General features: G+C 56.2%; 17 protein-coding genes. 8 read left to right on the top strand and 9 right to left on the bottom strand.

Annotated elements, in window-relative coordinates:
- Positions 1-65 precede the first annotated feature (65 nt).
- From L977_RS03875 to L977_RS03865, 3 genes are all read right to left on the bottom strand, one after another.
- Positions 66-506 (bottom strand): YcgN family cysteine cluster protein, encoded by a 441-nt coding sequence (locus L977_RS03875; RefSeq protein ID WP_014884262.1) that lies wholly within the window; start codon positions 504-506, stop codon positions 66-68.
- Between the two features lie 93 nt (positions 507-599).
- On the bottom strand, positions 600-1,259 hold the full coding sequence (locus tag L977_RS03870; RefSeq protein ID WP_045134178.1) for a fumarylacetoacetate hydrolase family protein: 660 nt from the start codon (positions 1,257-1,259) through the stop codon (positions 600-602).
- Positions 1,260-1,305: 46 nt separating this feature from the next.
- Positions 1,306-1,581: a YcgL domain-containing protein gene (locus tag L977_RS03865; protein WP_014884264.1), complete on the bottom strand. Its 276-nt coding sequence runs from the start codon at positions 1,579-1,581 to the stop codon at positions 1,306-1,308.
- A 123-nt stretch (positions 1,582-1,704) separates the two neighbouring features.
- Between L977_RS03865 and minC the strand changes: the two genes are divergently transcribed.
- From minC to minE, 3 genes are read left to right on the top strand one after another with little or no spacing between them, the layout of a single operon-like run.
- Positions 1,705-2,412, top strand: a complete 708-nt coding sequence (gene minC / locus L977_RS03860) for a septum site-determining protein MinC (RefSeq protein ID WP_023330629.1) — start codon at positions 1,705-1,707, stop codon at positions 2,410-2,412.
- Between the two features lie 23 nt (positions 2,413-2,435).
- The gene (minD, locus tag L977_RS03855; protein ID WP_014884266.1) at positions 2,436-3,248 is read left to right on the top strand and encodes a septum site-determining protein MinD; all 813 of its coding nucleotides are present in this window, start codon (positions 2,436-2,438) and stop codon (positions 3,246-3,248) included.
- 3 nt (positions 3,249-3,251) lie between these two features.
- A complete protein-coding gene (gene minE / locus L977_RS03850; RefSeq protein ID WP_008500504.1) occupies positions 3,252-3,521 on the top strand; it encodes a cell division topological specificity factor MinE in 270 nt (89 codons plus the stop codon).
- A gap of 74 nt (positions 3,522-3,595) precedes the next feature.
- Here the strand turns inward: minE and rnd are convergent, their stop codons facing one another.
- The 5 genes from rnd to L977_RS03825 all read right to left on the bottom strand — a co-directional run bounded on the left by rnd (position 3,596) and on the right by L977_RS03825 (position 9,975).
- Positions 3,596-4,711, bottom strand: coding sequence for a ribonuclease D (rnd, locus tag L977_RS03845; protein WP_162269548.1), 1,116 nt, complete (start codon positions 4,709-4,711; stop codon positions 3,596-3,598).
- 83 nt (positions 4,712-4,794) lie between these two features.
- Positions 4,795-6,480, bottom strand: coding sequence for a long-chain-fatty-acid--CoA ligase FadD (fadD, locus tag L977_RS03840; protein WP_014884268.1), 1,686 nt, complete (start codon positions 6,478-6,480; stop codon positions 4,795-4,797).
- A 203-nt stretch (positions 6,481-6,683) separates the two neighbouring features.
- A complete protein-coding gene (locus tag L977_RS03835) occupies positions 6,684-7,265 on the bottom strand; it encodes a Slp family lipoprotein (protein ID WP_014884269.1) in 582 nt (193 codons plus the stop codon).
- A gap of 37 nt (positions 7,266-7,302) precedes the next feature.
- Complete coding sequence (gene tsaB, locus L977_RS03830) at positions 7,303-7,998, bottom strand: tRNA (adenosine(37)-N6)-threonylcarbamoyltransferase complex dimerization subunit type 1 TsaB (RefSeq protein ID WP_047624839.1); 696 nt, start codon at positions 7,996-7,998, stop codon at positions 7,303-7,305.
- A 66-nt stretch (positions 7,999-8,064) separates the two neighbouring features.
- A complete protein-coding gene (locus L977_RS03825; RefSeq protein ID WP_023330632.1) occupies positions 8,065-9,975 on the bottom strand; it encodes an ATP-dependent DNA helicase in 1,911 nt (636 codons plus the stop codon).
- Positions 9,976-10,108: 133 nt separating this feature from the next.
- Between L977_RS03825 and L977_RS03820 the strand changes: the two genes are divergently transcribed.
- Positions 10,109-10,453 (top strand): RidA family protein, encoded by a 345-nt coding sequence (locus tag L977_RS03820; protein WP_047624835.1) that lies wholly within the window; start codon positions 10,109-10,111, stop codon positions 10,451-10,453.
- 5 nt (positions 10,454-10,458) lie between these two features.
- Here L977_RS03820 and L977_RS03815 read toward each other — a convergent pair whose 3' ends face one another.
- Positions 10,459-10,641, bottom strand: coding sequence for a YoaH family protein (locus L977_RS03815; protein WP_010432696.1), 183 nt, complete (start codon positions 10,639-10,641; stop codon positions 10,459-10,461).
- A gap of 61 nt (positions 10,642-10,702) precedes the next feature.
- On the opposite strand from L977_RS03815, the gene pabB reads away from it, so the two are divergent.
- The 4 genes from pabB to L977_RS03795 all read left to right on the top strand — a co-directional run bounded on the left by pabB (position 10,703) and on the right by L977_RS03795 (position 15,890).
- Positions 10,703-12,031, top strand: coding sequence for an aminodeoxychorismate synthase component 1 (gene pabB / locus L977_RS03810; RefSeq protein WP_014884274.1), 1,329 nt, complete (start codon positions 10,703-10,705; stop codon positions 12,029-12,031).
- Positions 12,032-12,033: 2 nt separating this feature from the next.
- Complete coding sequence (locus L977_RS03805; RefSeq protein WP_014884275.1) at positions 12,034-12,612, top strand: CoA pyrophosphatase; 579 nt, start codon at positions 12,034-12,036, stop codon at positions 12,610-12,612.
- 184 nt (positions 12,613-12,796) lie between these two features.
- Positions 12,797-14,161: an L-serine ammonia-lyase gene (gene sdaA, locus L977_RS03800; protein WP_023330634.1), complete on the top strand. Its 1,365-nt coding sequence runs from the start codon at positions 12,797-12,799 to the stop codon at positions 14,159-14,161.
- Between the two features lie 130 nt (positions 14,162-14,291).
- Entirely contained in the window at positions 14,292-15,890 is a 1,599-nt protein-coding gene (locus L977_RS03795) for an EAL domain-containing protein (RefSeq protein ID WP_023330635.1), read from the top strand.
- Positions 15,891-15,893: the final 3 nt, after the last annotated feature.

Genomic DNA, 15,893 nt, shown 5'->3' with positions numbered 1-15,893 from the left:
TAAGCGCAGCGCCACCCGACACAACAGCGCATAATAAAAAACCCGCCGAGGCGGGTTTTTTATTATCACCGATTAGGGTGATTCATAATATGGTCTTCCCAGTCCCGCACCTCGGACTCTTTCACGGCGATGTGGCGCACCGAAATGCGCTCGCCGTGCATCGCCGCTTTCGAACCGGTCAGCAACGGATGCCAGTCTGGTAACCCTTTCCCTTCCGCCAGCAGGCGATACGCGCAGGTATGCGGCAGCCATTCAAAGGTGGGCAGATTATCACGGGTTAACTTGATGCAGTCCGGCTCAAATTCGAACCGACGTTCATAGTTGCGGCACTGGCAGGTTTTGATGTTCAACTGCTTGCAGGCCACGTTGGTGAAGTAGATTTCGTCCGTATCTTCATCCATCAGCTTATGCAGGCAGCACTGCCCGCAGCCGTCGCACAATGATTCCCATTCCGCGTCAGTCATGTCGTCAAGAGTTTTGCTTTGCCAGAAAGGGATGTCGTTCATCAGGATGTCCACACGTCAAAAGAAAGCGCACCTTATAACGAGTCTGGCACGTTGTTGCAAGTTTTGCCGCCCTCTTCAGGCGGCAAGATGTGGTTACAGCACGCGGGTTTTCAGCGACAGGCCGTTAAAACCGACCTCCAGTTCATCGCCGCTGAGGAGCGGGCCAACCCCTTCAGGCGTACCGGTCAGGATCACATCTCCGGGTTTCAGGGTGAAGAAGCGGCTCATGTAGGCGATCAGCGGCACAATCTTATGGATCATGTCTGCCGTGCTGCCCTGCTGGCGGATGTCACCGTTCACCTTCAGGCTGAGCGGCGTGTCCTGTGGATCGGTGGTAAATTCACTGACCGGAATGAATCCCGAAATCGGACACGCGTTGTCAAAGCCTTTGGCTTTTTCCCACGGCTGCCCGGCCTTCTTCATTTTTCCCTGCACATCACGCAGCGTCAGATCCAGCGCGACGCCGTAGCCAGCAATCGCTTTCTGAACATGCTCTTCGGAGGCCTGGCGCAGCGTGGCGCCGATCAGCACCGCGAGCTCAACTTCGTGATGCACTGACCCCAGCCCCTGCGGCAACGCCAGCGGCTGGCGGATATCGCAAAGCGCCGTCTCTGGCTTAATAAACAGAACCGGCTCTTCTGGTGTTGCGCTGCCCATCTCCTGAATATGCTTTGCGTAGTTACTGCCCACGCAGACCACTTTGCTGACGGGATAATCCAGTAACGCACCTTGCCAGTTATGATGTTGATACATGCTCGACCCCTAATCGGTTGATGTGATGCGCCCGAAACAGCTGAGACTATTTTTTCCCGTTCGCCTCAAGGTGCTGTTTTAATAAATTCTCAGGCGGTGGTGGAAGCTGTAAATAATAGCCTTGCTCGGCTAATGCCGTTTTCACTTTATCCAGATCGGCATTGACCAGTTTCTTACGACCATCCAGCGGCAGCAGCATCGCCAACTGGGGGCGGCCAAAGCTCTTCATTAATTCTTCAGGCACGCGTGAAAAATCGTCTTTCTTTTCGACATAAAGATAGGTCTGGTCACGGCTTGTACTTCTGTAGATCACACAAAACATGTTTTTACTCTGAATTAATGGGTGGTTGCTTGCCTCAATATACTCCTGACTATAACATGCCTGATACTCTTCGGAATATCGCAGCGAATGGTTGCGGTTAATAGCAAATTGAGTAAGGCCAGGATGTCAAACACGCCCATCGAGCTTAAAGGCAGTAGCTTCACCTTATCAGTGGTACATTTGCATGATGCAAAACCCGAGGTTATTCGTCAGGCGTTAGAAGACAAAATCGCGCAGGCTCCCGCTTTTCTGAAACACGCCCCTGTTGTTATCAACGTGAGTGGTCTTGAGGCTCCGGTTAACTGGAAACTTCTCCAGCAGGCCGTCTCCTCTACTGGCCTGCGAATTGTCGGCATCAGTGGCTGTAAAGATAGCGAGCTGAAAGCGGAAATCGACCGTGCCGGGCTGCCCCTTCTTAATGAAGGTAAAGAAAAAGCCCCGCGTGCAGCACCTGCTGCCGTGCAGGCGCCCCCTCCTGTGGTGCAAAACGTTACTCCCGTCACAAAAACGCGAATGATTGACGTACCGGTTCGTTCCGGTCAGCGCATTTATGCACCAAACTGTGATCTGATTGTTACAAGCCACGTCAGTGCTGGCGCAGAGCTTATTGCAGATGGCAATATTCACGTTTACGGTATGATGCGTGGACGTGCGCTCGCAGGCGCAAGTGGCGATCGGGACGCGCAAATATTTTGTACTCACCTGACGGCGGAACTGGTGTCCATCGCAGGTGAATATTGGCTGAGCGACAAGATCCCAGCCGAATTTTATGGCAAAGCGGCTCGTCTGCGACTGGCAGACGACGCGTTGACCGTTCAACCGTTGAATTGATCCCTTTTTAACAAGGAATTTCTATGGCACGCATTATTGTTGTTACTTCGGGTAAAGGAGGCGTTGGCAAGACCACCTCCAGCGCGGCCATCGCTACTGGTTTGGCCCAGAAGGGAAAGAAAACCGTCGTTATCGACTTCGATATCGGCCTGCGTAACCTCGACCTGATTATGGGATGTGAGCGTCGCGTCGTGTATGACTTCGTCAACGTCATTCAGGGCGATGCCACGCTGAACCAGGCGCTGATTAAAGACAAGCGCACCGAGAACCTCTACATCCTCCCGGCCTCTCAGACGCGTGACAAAGACGCCCTGACCCGTGAAGGTGTCGAAAAGGTACTCGAGGAGCTGAGAAAAATGGAGTTCGACTTCGTTGTCTGTGACTCCCCTGCCGGCATCGAAACTGGTGCCCTGATGGCACTCTACTTTGCTGATGAAGCGATCATCACCACCAACCCTGAAGTCTCATCCGTGCGTGACTCCGACCGTATTCTCGGCATCCTCGCCTCCAAATCCCGTCGTGCGGAAAATGGCGAAGAGCCGATCAAAGAGCACCTGCTGCTGACCCGTTATAACCCGGGTCGCGTCAACAAAGGTGACATGCTGAGCATGGAAGACGTACTGGAGATCCTGCGCATTAAACTGGTGGGCGTCATCCCGGAAGACCAGTCCGTGCTGCGCGCCTCTAACCAGGGCGAGCCCGTGATCCTTGATACGACGGCAGATGCAGGTAAAGCGTATGCTGATACTGTTGACCGTCTGCTGGGAGAAGAACGTCCTTTCCGCTTCATTGAAGAAGAGAAGAAAGGTTTCCTCAAACGCCTGTTCGGAGGATAAGTTATGGCATTACTGGACTTTTTTCTCTCGCGGAAAAAGAACACCGCCAACATCGCAAAAGAACGTCTGCAAATCATCGTTGCGGAGCGTCGTCGTAGCGACGCCGAGCCTCATTACCTGCCGCAGCTGCGTAAGGACATCCTGGAAGTGATCTGTAAGTACGTACAGATTGACCCGGAGATGGTCACGGTGCAGCTGGAGCAAAAAGACGGGGATATTTCGATTCTGGAGCTGAACGTGACGCTTCCGGAAGCGGAAGAGTCGCGCCCGTAGGGTTCTGATTTTGTAGCCCCGGTAAGCGCAGCGCCACCGGGGGAATATGCCGGGTATATCGCCCGGCATATTTTTTACCGCGGATACCCTTCCAGCAGAGTATTCATACGATCGGCCATCAATTCTCCACGCCAGCCCGCCATCAGTTCCGGCAGGCCATTCTGCGGTTTCAGCTTCCAGTGCCAGTTCAGCAGCTGGTTAATCTGACGACGCGATGCCAGCAGCTCAGCACTCAGCTTACTTTCAGTGGCAACGTTCTGCACCAGCGCTTTGATATCCTTAAACGCTTTGCGGTAACCCGGCATATCCATCAGGTTCAACAGCGGTTCCGGCAGCGCATCTTCCGGCAACGCCTGCGCTTTTGCGACCAGCGCCAGCAAGGTTTTACCGTGGAAACGGATCTCACTGCCCGAAAGCCCAATGCTGTCCAGCTCCCCCAGGCTGCCCGGCATATAGCGCGCAACTGCCCAGAGATGTTCCTCGCGCACCACAAAGTTAACCGCCAGATCGCGCTCGCGCGCTTTACGTAAACGCCAGTCCGCTAACAGCTGCAGGCACGCCAGCTGACGCGTACGCAGCTGCCAGGCGTTGCTGATATCACGCCAGGCGTCTTTCGGATCAACCACTTCCTGGCGACGCAGCTGCGTCATACGACACTCGTCCAGCGCGGCAGAGAGCCATCCGGAGGCCTCCGCCTCTTTCATCAGTTGTCCGGCAATCGGCAGAAGGTAAAACACGTCTGCCGCCGCATATTCCAGCTGACGTTCGGTAAGCGGGCGCGCCAGCCAGTCAGTACGGGATTCACTTTTGTCCAGCGTCAGGCCCGTATACTCCTCCACCATGGCGGCAAAGCCCCAGGAGAGCGGACGACCGCTAAAAGCCGCAAGGATCTGCGTATCGATCAGCGGCTGAGGCATGATGCCAAAGGTATTCAGAAAAACTTCCAGATCTTCACTGCCTGCGTGCAGGTATTTCGTTACTGCCGTATCCAGCAGCAGGTCACGCATCGGCGTCCAGTCGGTGATGCCGAGCGGGTCGATCAGCGAGACGTGCTTGCCGTCATACATCTGAATCAAACCCAGCTGCGGATAGTACGTCCGGGTACGGACAAACTCGGTATCCAGAGCGATGGCAGGAAAGTCGCGCGTCACTTCGCACAGCGAAGCCAGCTCGTCGTTGGTCGTGATCATCTGGTAATTCAAATCGGATTCTCTTTTGTTTGCGCCCATAAAAAACGCCGGCTTAACCGGCGTCAGGGCGATTAACGTGAAGCTCAGGCCTTATTGTCTACTTTGGCACGGGCTTCGTCACGTAATTCTCGTCGTAATATCTTCCCGACGTTGGATTTCGGCAGCTCATCGCGGAATTCCACCAGCTTCGGCACTTTATAGCCCGTCAGCTGACGACGACAGAACGTTATCAGCGCTTCCTCGGTGAGTGAAGGATCTTTTTTGACCACAAATATCTTCACCGCTTCCCCGCTGCTGCCGGAAGGCACGCCCACCGCCGCAACTTCCAGCACGCCGCTGTGCTGCATGACCACGTCTTCGATTTCGTTCGGATAGACGTTGAAACCGGAGACCAGAATCATATCTTTTTTGCGATCGACGATGCGCAGGAAGCCTTCGTCATCCATCACCGCAATATCGCCGGTATGCAGCCAGCCGTCTTTAATGATTTCGTCTGTTGCATCCGGGCGTTGCCAGTAGCCCAGCATCACCTGCGGCCCTTTCACGCACAGCTCGCCCGGTTCGCCCGGCGCGACTTCGTTATCATTGTCATCGACCAGTTTGGCCTCCGTGGAGGGAACCGGCAGGCCAATGCTTCCGCTGTGGTAGTCAATGTCATGCGGGTTGACGCTGACCAGCGGTGCGCATTCCGTCAGGCCATAACCTTCCAGCAGATACTGCCCGGTGAGTTTCACCCAGCGCTCGGCGACCGCCTGCTGAACCGGCATACCGCCTCCCGCAGAGAGGTGCAACGTTGAGAAATCCAGCTGCTGAAATTCTTTATTGTTGAGCAGCGCGTTGAACAAGGTATTTACCCCGGTCATGGCGGTGAAGGGGTATTTTGCCAGCTCTTTCACCAGCCCCGGAATGTCTCGCGGGTTAGTGATCAGGACGTTTTGACCGCCCAGCTCGATAAACAGCAGGCAGTTCATGGTCAGCGCGAAAATGTGATACAGCGGTAGCGCCGTGATCACCAGTTCTTTGCCCGGATGCAGCAGCGGCCCGTAGGTGGCATTGACCTGTTCAAGGTTTGCCAGCATGTTGCGGTGGGTTAGCATCGCCCCTTTGGCCACGCCGGTTGTGCCGCCGGTGTATTGCAGAAAAGCGAGGTCCTCAGAGACCACTTCCGGTTTGACGTATTGCATGCGATAGCCCGCATGCAGCGCGCGGCGGAAGGAGATGGCATCCGGCAGATGGTATTTTGGCACCAGGCGCTTGACGTATTTAACCACAAAGTTAACCAGCGTCCCTTTGGCGGTGGACAGCTGATCCCCCATGCGCGTCAGGATGACGTGTTTAACCTGGGTTTTGTCGACCACTTTTTCCAGGGTATGGGCAAAGTTAGAAACAATAACTATCGCCACCGCACCGCTGTCGTTGAGCTGGTGTTCCAGCTCGCGCGGGGTGTAAAGCGGGTTGACGTTGACGACAATCATCCCGGCACGCAGGATGCCGAACAGCGCCACCGGGTATTGCAGCAGGTTCGGCATCATCAGCGCGACGCGGTCTCCTTTTTGCAGCCCAAGCCCTTCCTGCAGATAGGCCGCAAACGCCCGGCTACGCTCCTCAAGCTTACGGAACGTCATTACCTCGCCCATATTCACAAATGCGGGCTGGTCTGCGTAGCGCCTTACCGAGTGTTCAAATAATTCAACCAGGGATTGATAACGGTCAGGATTGATCTCGGCAGGAACATCTGCGGGATAACGGTTAAGCCAAACCTTTTTCAATGCATCACCTCTGAAATGAGTGTTCGTCGTCATCACAACCCCGATAATAAACAGTTTGTTAACATTATATTAACTCAGCGTACCAGTTTATTAATTGTTCAGATTTAAGGTTGCGAAGCGCGTCACTCTTTTTTTTCGTATTATCCGTAAAAAAACAGAGACAGCGGCTAAGCCGCTGTCTCTTTCCTAGCAATAACAGTAAGTTATTCAGTTACGATCGTCTGGACCTGCGCAGGACCGGGGTTATACCAGCCCCAACCCGGGTAACCATAACGATAAGGATGCGGACCCCACATCCACGGGTCAATCGGCTGAGGCGGCATGATCACCTGCTGTGCCAGACGCCAGCGTTTATACCCATTGACCTGCATGGTCATGAATTTATAAGGCGTGTTACCGATTTTACCCTGCACGGCGCCGGTTATCGGTCCGACGACGGTCACCAGTTGCCCACGGAAATCAACGGGATCGAGGAAACCACTGACATCCGCATAGATGCGTCCCCGGGAGGCCTCACCCAGTACGGGTCGCGCACCGCTGTCCAGCGGCACGGTAGCAATCTCCAGCCGGGTTTTCCCCTGCTGGTTCTGCACCTCGATCACTTTCCCGCCGAAGCGCGCTTCCTGGCCGACGTAAAGCTCAGGCGCATTCATCACCCGAACCAGATCCTGCTGGGGCGTCGGGCTACTGCCCTTGATCGCATCAGGGACGGATACGCATCCGCTCAGTGCTATGGCAACCGCGCCTGCCATAAAAAGGCGTACTACTTTAGTCTGAACCGCCATGATGCGACTCCTTTTTCTCAGTTCCTGTTACTGAGATTCACTCGCGGCCCGGAAGTTTCTTCCACGCGACGGTGTTTCGCAAATAAACCGGCTCCGCGTGTTCAACGGCAACGGTTTTTCCTGCTGCGAGCAGCTGAGTGGCAATCGGAAGCATGTCTTCCGCCGCTGGCAGCAGCATGTTGCCGTCCACCAGCGTCACGCCAGTGTCGTTCGCCATGTCTGGCCATGCCGGCCAGCCCGTCCCCACGGTCGCCCACTCGCCGGACAGTTGCTTAAGACGTTCAGCGACCGCATCAGGTTTAAGTACCGCTTCCGTCTCTTCGCCGTGCCAGACGCCGTTCTCATCACGGGTATATTCCGCCCAGTAAACTTCCCCCATGCGGGCATCAATGGCAGCCAGCACGCGGGTGGCGCCCGTCATACGCCAGGCCCCCTGCGCCATCGTCGCAAGCGTAGAGACGCCGATCATCGGCAGGTCAGCGCCCAGCGCCAGTCCCTGAGCAATGCCAATGCCAATACGGACGCCCGTAAAGCTGCCGGGCCCGCGGCCAAAGGCCAGGGCATCAAGGTCGGTTAAGGCGGTGTTGCCCTGAGTTAAAATGTCTTTTACCAGGGGCAGAATACGTTGGGTGTGTTCCCGTGGGCACTCTTCGAAATGAGCAGAAACAGCACCATCACTCAGCAGAGCAACAGAGCAAGCCTCTGTTGCGGTATCAATAGCCAGAATTCGCATCAGTCGTCGCGCTCTCGCAAGGGTCAGTCACAAAATGGCGCGCATCTTAGCACACTCCGGGGCAAATTACTCCGCCGTTGGGTTTGCCAGAAAACGCACCGCGCGTTTTATATCCCGCGTCCGTGGCGCTGGAGGGAGGCTCGCAAGGAAGGTTGCGCCGTATGGGCGCATGACCAGCCGGTTATCGCAGATAACCAGCACGCCGCGATCGGTCACGTCGCGGATTAAGCGCCCTACCCCTTGCTTGAGCGTGATGACCGCCTCAGGCAGCTGAACCTCGTCGAACGGATCGCCTCCGCGCAGGCGGCAGTCTTCCATCCGCGCTTTCAACAGCGGGTCATCCGGGGAGGTAAACGGTAGTTTGTCGATAATGACCAGCGAGAGCGTATCGCCACGCACATCCACCCCTTCCCAGAAGCTGCTGGTGGCAACCAGCAGGGCATTACCGGCGCTGACAAACTGCTGGAGCAGTTGTCCTTTGCTGGTTTCCCCCTGCAACAGCACCGGCAGGGTCATGGTGGCACGGAACTGCTCGGCGAGGTCACGCATCATGGCGTGCGACGTGCAAAGCATAAAGCAGCGGCCGTTGTTGGCCTCAATCATGGGCTTTAGCATCGCCGCCAGATGACGCGCCGCACCCGGCTGGTTTGGCAGCGGTAAATTGCGCGGGACGCAGAGCAGCGCCTGCTTTTCATAATCAAACGGGCTTGGCAGCAGCAGCGACTCCGCCTGCTCAATGCCGAGGCGCTCGGTAAAGTGGTGCAGATCGTCATTCACCGACAGGGTTGCCGAGGTAAAGATCCAGCTTCCCGGTTTCTGCGCCATCACCTCTTTAAATTTATCGGCCACGGTCAGCGGCGTAAGCGCCAGGGTGAAGTGGCGCGAGGTGCATTCATACCAGTAGCTGTACCCTGGCTGGTTGATTTCTTTCAGCCGTTTCAACCGTCCGCGGTACAACGTGGCGCGTTCGAAGGCGGCATCCAGCAGTGCGGAGCGACCAAGCGACAGCTTCGCGACGTCATAACAGAGTTCAAGGGCATCATCGAGCAGCAGCAGCGCGCGCTGGATGTTTTTGTCCGCCAGCAGCTCGCGCAGGTTGCCGCGATAGCCGGGTTCACCAAGCTGTAAACGGAAATCCTGCGCGCTTTGCGCCAGGCGGTCGGCACACTTCTGCAGCTGCTGGGTATCTTTGAGTTCGGTCCGGTAGGCGATGGTGAAATCTTTTGCCAGGTCCTGCAGCTGGCGGCTGGAGAGCGACTGGCCAAAATACTGGCTGGCGATATCCGGAAGCTGGTGGGCTTCATCGAAGATCATGACATCCGCTTCAGGGATCAGCTCACCGAAGCCGCTGTCCTTAACCACCATATCTGCGAGGAACAGATGGTGGTTGACCACCACCACATCGGCATCCATTGCCGTTTTACGCGCTTTCACCACAAAGCAGTCTTTATACAGCGGACAGTCGCTGCCGAGGCAGTTGTCGTTGGTGCTGGTCACCAGCGGCCAGGCAGGAGAGTCTTCCGGCACGCTCGCACAGGTGCTGATATCCCCCTCTTCCGTCTGGTTGGCCCAGGCGCGAAGGATAATCACGTCGCTCAGGGTCTGAACCGGCAGATCGCCGCCCGCCAGCGCCTGCTGTTCAAGGCGTTCCAGGCAAAGGTAGTTAGAACGGCCTTTCAGCAGCGCCAGTCGACCCTTGTATTTCAGCGCTTTCGCCACGGTGGGCAAATCGCGGCTGTAGAGCTGATCCTGCAGCGCTTTTGAACCGGTGGAGATAATGACCTTCTTTTTCGCCCGCAGCGCCGGAGCGAGATACGCGTAGGTTTTCCCCGTGCCGGTACCGGCCTCGACCACCAGCGGCTGCGCCTTGTCGATAGCGTGCGCTACGGCATGCGCCATCTGCCGCTGAGGTTCACGCGGTTTGAAGCCGGGAATCGCTTGTGCTAACTGACCTTCAGGGGAAAAATCGTCTGCCACGGTGCTCTCTCACTGTATTTTTGCACAGGGATTATGTCAGTCCCGCCTCTCCAGTGCCACCCCAAATAGTGACGACGCCGGCACAATATGGCAGTCTTGCCGCCTGGTGACGAAAAATAACGAGGAAACGTTTATGACGATTAAGCGCATTGATGCCGAAGCCCGCTGGTCTGATGTGGTGATCCACAACCAGACGCTCTACTACACTGGCGTACCGGCTAACCTGGACGCGGATGCCTTCGAGCAAACGGCCAACACGCTGGCGCAAATTGATGCCGTGCTGGAAAAACAGGGCAGCGATAAATCCCGCATTCTGGATGCGACCATTTTTCTGGCCAATAAAGAAGATTTCGCTGCGATGAACAAAGCCTGGGATGCATGGGTGGTGGCGGGTCACGCGCCTGTACGCTGCACTGTACAGGCCACGCTGATGAAACCGGAGTATAAGGTCGAGATCAAGATTATCGCGGCAGTGTAAGCCCGTTACTCTTCATCTTCATCCTCAAAACGCGCCACGATCCGCTCGCCGGTATGGGTGGCGCGCAGTTCTTCCGCCACCTGGGCAATGGCCTGTCCGCTGCTCATTCCCTGGGACATCAGTTCCTGAATTCGCTCAACCGCTTTCTGCTGCTGTTCATGGCTCAGAGAAGGTAAACCTGCAAACATCGTCAACTCCTGCTAAATTATTCGCGCTAATTATTTCACGCTGCCCGGTAGTATGCCACACATGAACATGCGCTTCCCCACTGTATTGACGTTGCCCTGGCGTGCTGACGCCGCGGAGTTCTGGTTTGCCCGCATAAGCCACCTTCCCTTTGCCATGCTGCTGCATTCTGGCCATGCGGATCACCCCTACAGCCGCTTTGATATTCTGGTTGCCGACCCGCTTAAAACGCTGACAACCGATGACCTGGCGCCGACGGACGATCCCCTGATGCAGCTTCAGCAAGCGCTCAACGCGTTAGGCTTATCCGCCACACCAGACCCGGATCTCCCTTTTCAGGGTGGCGCGCTTGGTCTGTTTGGCTACGATTTGGGTCGCCGTTTCGAAACGCTGCCCGAGCATGCGCAGGCTGATATTTCCCTGCCAGACATGGCCGTGGGGCTGTATGACTGGGCGTTAATTGTCGATCACCAGAAAAAAACGGTTTCTCTGCTGAGCCATAGTGACGTGCAGGCGCGACTGGCCTGGCTTGAAGCGCAACAGCCCGCCCCGGCCCAGACGTTCAGGCTGACCTCCGGCTGGCGCTCGAATATGAGCGAGACGGAATACGCTGAAAAATTCGCGCGCGTTCAGGCGTATCTGCAAAGCGGCGACTGTTATCAGGTGAACCTTGCCCAGCGTTTCCAGGCGACTTATCACGGAGATGAGTGGCAGGCGTTTTCCCGTCTTAATGCCAGCAACAAGGCGCCGTTCAGCGCATTCGTACGTCTGCCTCAGGGCGCTATCCTCAGCCTGTCGCCAGAGCGCTTTATTCATCTGGCCGAAGGGGTCATTCAAACCCGCCCGATTAAAGGCACACTACCGCGTCTGGCGGACCCCAACGCCGATCGCCAGCAGGCGGAGAAACTCGCCGCATCGCCGAAAGATCGCGCCGAGAACCTGATGATCGTCGACCTGATGCGTAACGATATTGGCCGCGTCGCCGAACCCGGCAGCGTGCGCGTGCCGGAGCTGTTCGTCGTCGAGCCTTTCCCGGCGGTACATCATCTGGTCAGCACCATTACCGCGCGCCTGCCCGCCACGCGCACCGCCTGCGATCTGCTTCGCGCCGCGTTTCCGGGCGGCTCCATCACCGGAGCCCCCAAAATTCGCGCGATGGCGATCATCGACGAACTGGAACCGCACCGCCGCAACGCCTGGTGCGGCAGTATCGGCTATATCAGCCTGTGCGGCACCATGGATACCAGCATCACCATTCGTACCCTGACGGCCTGCGACGGCAATCTGTACTGCTCTGCAGGCGGTGGCATTGTGGCGGATAGCCAGGTCGAGGCGGAATATCAGGAAACCTTTGATAAAGTTAACCGTATCCTGAAACAACTGGAGAACTAACGGTGGAGAAAGAGAACCTGACGCTGGATGATTTTCTGTCGCGCTTTCAGCTTTTGCGACCGCAGGTCAACCGCGCCACGCTGAATCAACGTCAGGCGGCGGTGCTGATCCCGGTGGTGCGCCGGGAGCAGCCGGGGCTGTTGCTGACGCAGCGCTCGCCGCATATGCGTAAACACGCCGGTCAGGTTGCTTTTCCCGGAGGCGCGGTGGACAGCACCGATGCGTCGCTGATCGCCGCCGCGCTGCGGGAAGCCCAGGAAGAAGTGGCCATCCCGCCTGAGGCGGTCGAGGTGATAGGCGTGCTGCCGCCGGTCGACAGCGTGACCGGTTTTCAGGTCACGCCCGTGGTGGGGATTATCCCGCCGGGCCTGCAGTATCACGCCAGCGTCGATGAAGTGTCAGCCGTGTTTGAGATGCCGCTTGAAGAGGCGCTCCGGCTTAGCCGTTATCATCCGCTGGATATTCAGCGTCGAGGGCATGATCATCGGGTCTGGTTGTCCTGGTATCAGCATTATTTTGTCTGGGGCATGACGGCGGGGATCATTCGTGAACTGGCGCTGCAAATCGGCCTGAAACCTTGACTATACTTTACATTCCATCCTTTTTTGCAGGTTTGCGATCCGCGTCGCGCTATTAGCAAAACCCATCGTTAACCATTAGTTTAATTCATGTGAATAGTTAAGCCGAGGTCGGTGTTCCCTCTTACACTATGCGCAGTTATAACATCGTTACTGGAACCCCGGTAACCCTGTCAGGAGTGTGAAAGTGATTAGTATATTCGACATGTTTAAAGTGGGAATTGGCCCTTCGTCTTCCCATACTGTTGGGCCTATGAAGGCCGGTAAACAGTTCGTCGATGATCTGGTCGAAAAAGGATTACTGGAAAGCGTTACCCGTGTCGCCGTAGACGTTTACGGATCACTGTCATTAACGGGTAAAGGCCACCACACCGATATCGCCATTATTATGGGTCTGGCAGGCAATATGCCGGACACTGTTGATATTGATGCCATCCCGGCATTTATCCGCGACGTGGAAACGCGCGGACGCCTGCTGCTGGCTAACGGCCAGCATGAAGTGGATTTCCCTCAGGATGACGGCATGCGTTTTCGCAGCGACAACCTGCCGCTGCATGAAAACGGCATGACCATTCATGCCTGGAGCGGTGAAAAAGAGATTTACAGCAAAACGTACTACTCCATCGGCGGTGGCTTCATCGTCGATGAAGAGCATTTTGGCAAAGACAGCGTTGGCGACGTCAGCGTCCCGTATCCGTTTAAGTCGGCTACCGAGATGTTGGGGTACTGCAAAGAGACCGGTCTTTCCCTGTCCGGTATGGTGATGCAGAACGAACTGGCGCTGCACAGCAAAAAAGAGATTGAAGACTATTTTGCTAACGTGTGGCAAACCATGCGCGCCTGTATTGACCGCGGGATGAACACCGAAGGCGTATTGCCTGGGCCACTGCGCGTGCCGCGTCGTGCCTCTGCCCTGCGCCGTATGCTGGTGACCACGGATAAATTCTCGAATGACCCGATGAACGTGGTCGACTGGGTAAACATGTTTGCCCTGGCGGTTAACGAAGAGAACGCCGCCGGTGGCCGTGTCGTGACGGCGCCAACCAACGGTGCCTGCGGCATCGTTCCGGCGGTACTGGCCTACTACGATCACTTTATTGAGCCTGTCACGCCCGATATCTATATCCGCTATTTCCTCGCGGCAGGGGCCATCGGCGCGCTGTACAAGATGAACGCGTCCATCTCCGGTGCGGAAGTGGGCTGTCAGGGTGAAGTGGGCGTTGCCTGCTCGATGGCTGCCGCCGGTCTGGCTGAACTGTTGGGTGCAAGCCCGGAACAGGTTTGCGTGGCGGCAGAGATTGGTATGGAGCATAACCTCGGTCTGACCTGTGACCCTGTCGCGGGCCAGGTACAGGTACCGTGCATTGAGCGTAACGCGATTGCCTCTGTCAAAGCGATCAACGCCTCACGCATGGCGATGCGCCGTACCAGCGAACCGCGCGTGTCGCTGGATAAGGTCATCGAAACCATGTACGAAACCGGCAAGGACATGAACGCGAAGTACCGTGAGACGTCGCGTGGTGGTCTGGCTATTAAGGTGCAGTGCGACTAATACTCGCTTTCGCCCATCTGCAACGGATGGGCGAATTTCCCCCCTCTTTCTCGTCTCCTTTCGCTTTCCCCACTACACTTTTACTGTTGCGTCCGGCTTTTGGGGCTGGTGGCTTATCAGGCGACCGTTCATGCAAACTGCACAAACGATCATTAAACATTACCGCCGAAAACGCGTTATCGTCTGTGTGACGGTTGCGATCCTTACGCTCATTCTGACCCTGGGCGCTCGCTTTATTTCTCAGCGCAACGTTAACCAGCAGCGGGTACTCGACTTCAGCAGCCATACCGTTCGCTCTCTGGATAATCTTCTCCTTTCGCTGGAAAAACGCCGCAGCGTGTTCCAGCAGCTGGTGGGTCAACCCTGCCCTCAGGCACATTTGGCCCTGCGAAAACAGGCGGCCATTTTGCAAACGGTACGCTCCATTGCCCTGATTAAAGACGGTATCCTGTATTGCTCCAGCGTTTTCGGCAGCCGTAATATTCCCATCCGCGACTTTCTCCCGGAATTACCCGCCAGCACGCCGAAGCTGATTTTATCGACCGATCGGTGGCTGATGAAGGGCAGTCCGATCTTGATCCAGTGGAACCCGGTGTCCCAGGACGGGGAAGATGGCGTCATTGAGATCATTAATATTGATTTGATCACCAGAATGATACTGGAGCCCGAGCGTCCACTTATTGATGATGTGGCGTTATCCGTGGGCGATCGTTTTTTGCGCTATGGTCAACGGGTCACCGATAGCCTGACTTTCGGAAAGGCTGGCGCGCTTGTTCAGCTGTCATCCACCCACAACCCCTTCTCCATCATCGTCAGCGGGCCAGGTCCAGGAGAGCTGGCCCTGAAGACCCTGCCCGCGCAGCTTCCGTTGGGTCTTATGCTGAGCCTGCTGCTGGGCTATCTCGCCTGGCTGGCGACGGCGAACAGGATGAGTTTCACGTGGGAGATTGATATGGGCATTGCGGCCCGGGAATTCGAGCTTTTCTGCCAGCCGCTGGTGAATGCCCGTACGCAGGCGTGCGTCGGCGTTGAAATTCTGCTGCGCTGGAATAACCCGCGACAGGGGTGGATCTCCCCGGAAGTGTTTATTCCTCTGGCGGAAGAACATAATCTGATTGTCCCTCTGACACGCTATGTCCTCGCCGAAACCGTACGTCAGATAGGCTACTTTCCTTCCAGCGCCGGTTTTCACATCGGCATTAACGTCGCTGCCAGCCATTTCCGTCACGCGGTGTTGTTACAGGACCTGAACCGCCTCTGGTTCAGCGCTAACCCGCGTCAGCAGCTGGTGATTGAATTAACGGAACGGGATGCCCTGCCGGATGCGGAATATCGTATTGTGCGCGAACTGCATCGCAAAGGGGTGAAGCTTGCCATCGACGATTTTGGTACCGGAAACAGCTCCCTCTCCTGGCTTGAAAAGCTGCACCCGGACGTACTAAAAATCGACCAGTCGTTTATCACCGCCATTGGCACCGACGCCGTGAATTCAACGGTGACGGATATCATCATTGCACTGGGTCAGCGACTCAATATCGAACTGGTGGCTGAAGGGGTCGAAACAGAGGAGCAGGCGCGATATCTGCGCCGCCATGGTGTATCGGTCCTGCAGGGATTTTACTATGCGCGGCCGATGCCGCTGAGAGACTTTCCACAATGGCTGGCGGGAAGTGCTCCCCCGCCAGCACAGCATAACGGACACATTGTGCCCTTAATGCCCCTGCGTTAAGCA

It is taken from the genome of Enterobacter sp. ZOR0014, assembly GCF_000798855.1.
GTDB classification, from domain to species: domain Bacteria; phylum Pseudomonadota; class Gammaproteobacteria; order Enterobacterales; family Enterobacteriaceae; genus Enterobacter; species Enterobacter kobei.
The sequence above is the reverse complement of the archived record's forward strand: the minus strand, read 5'-3'. Positions and strand labels throughout refer to the sequence as shown.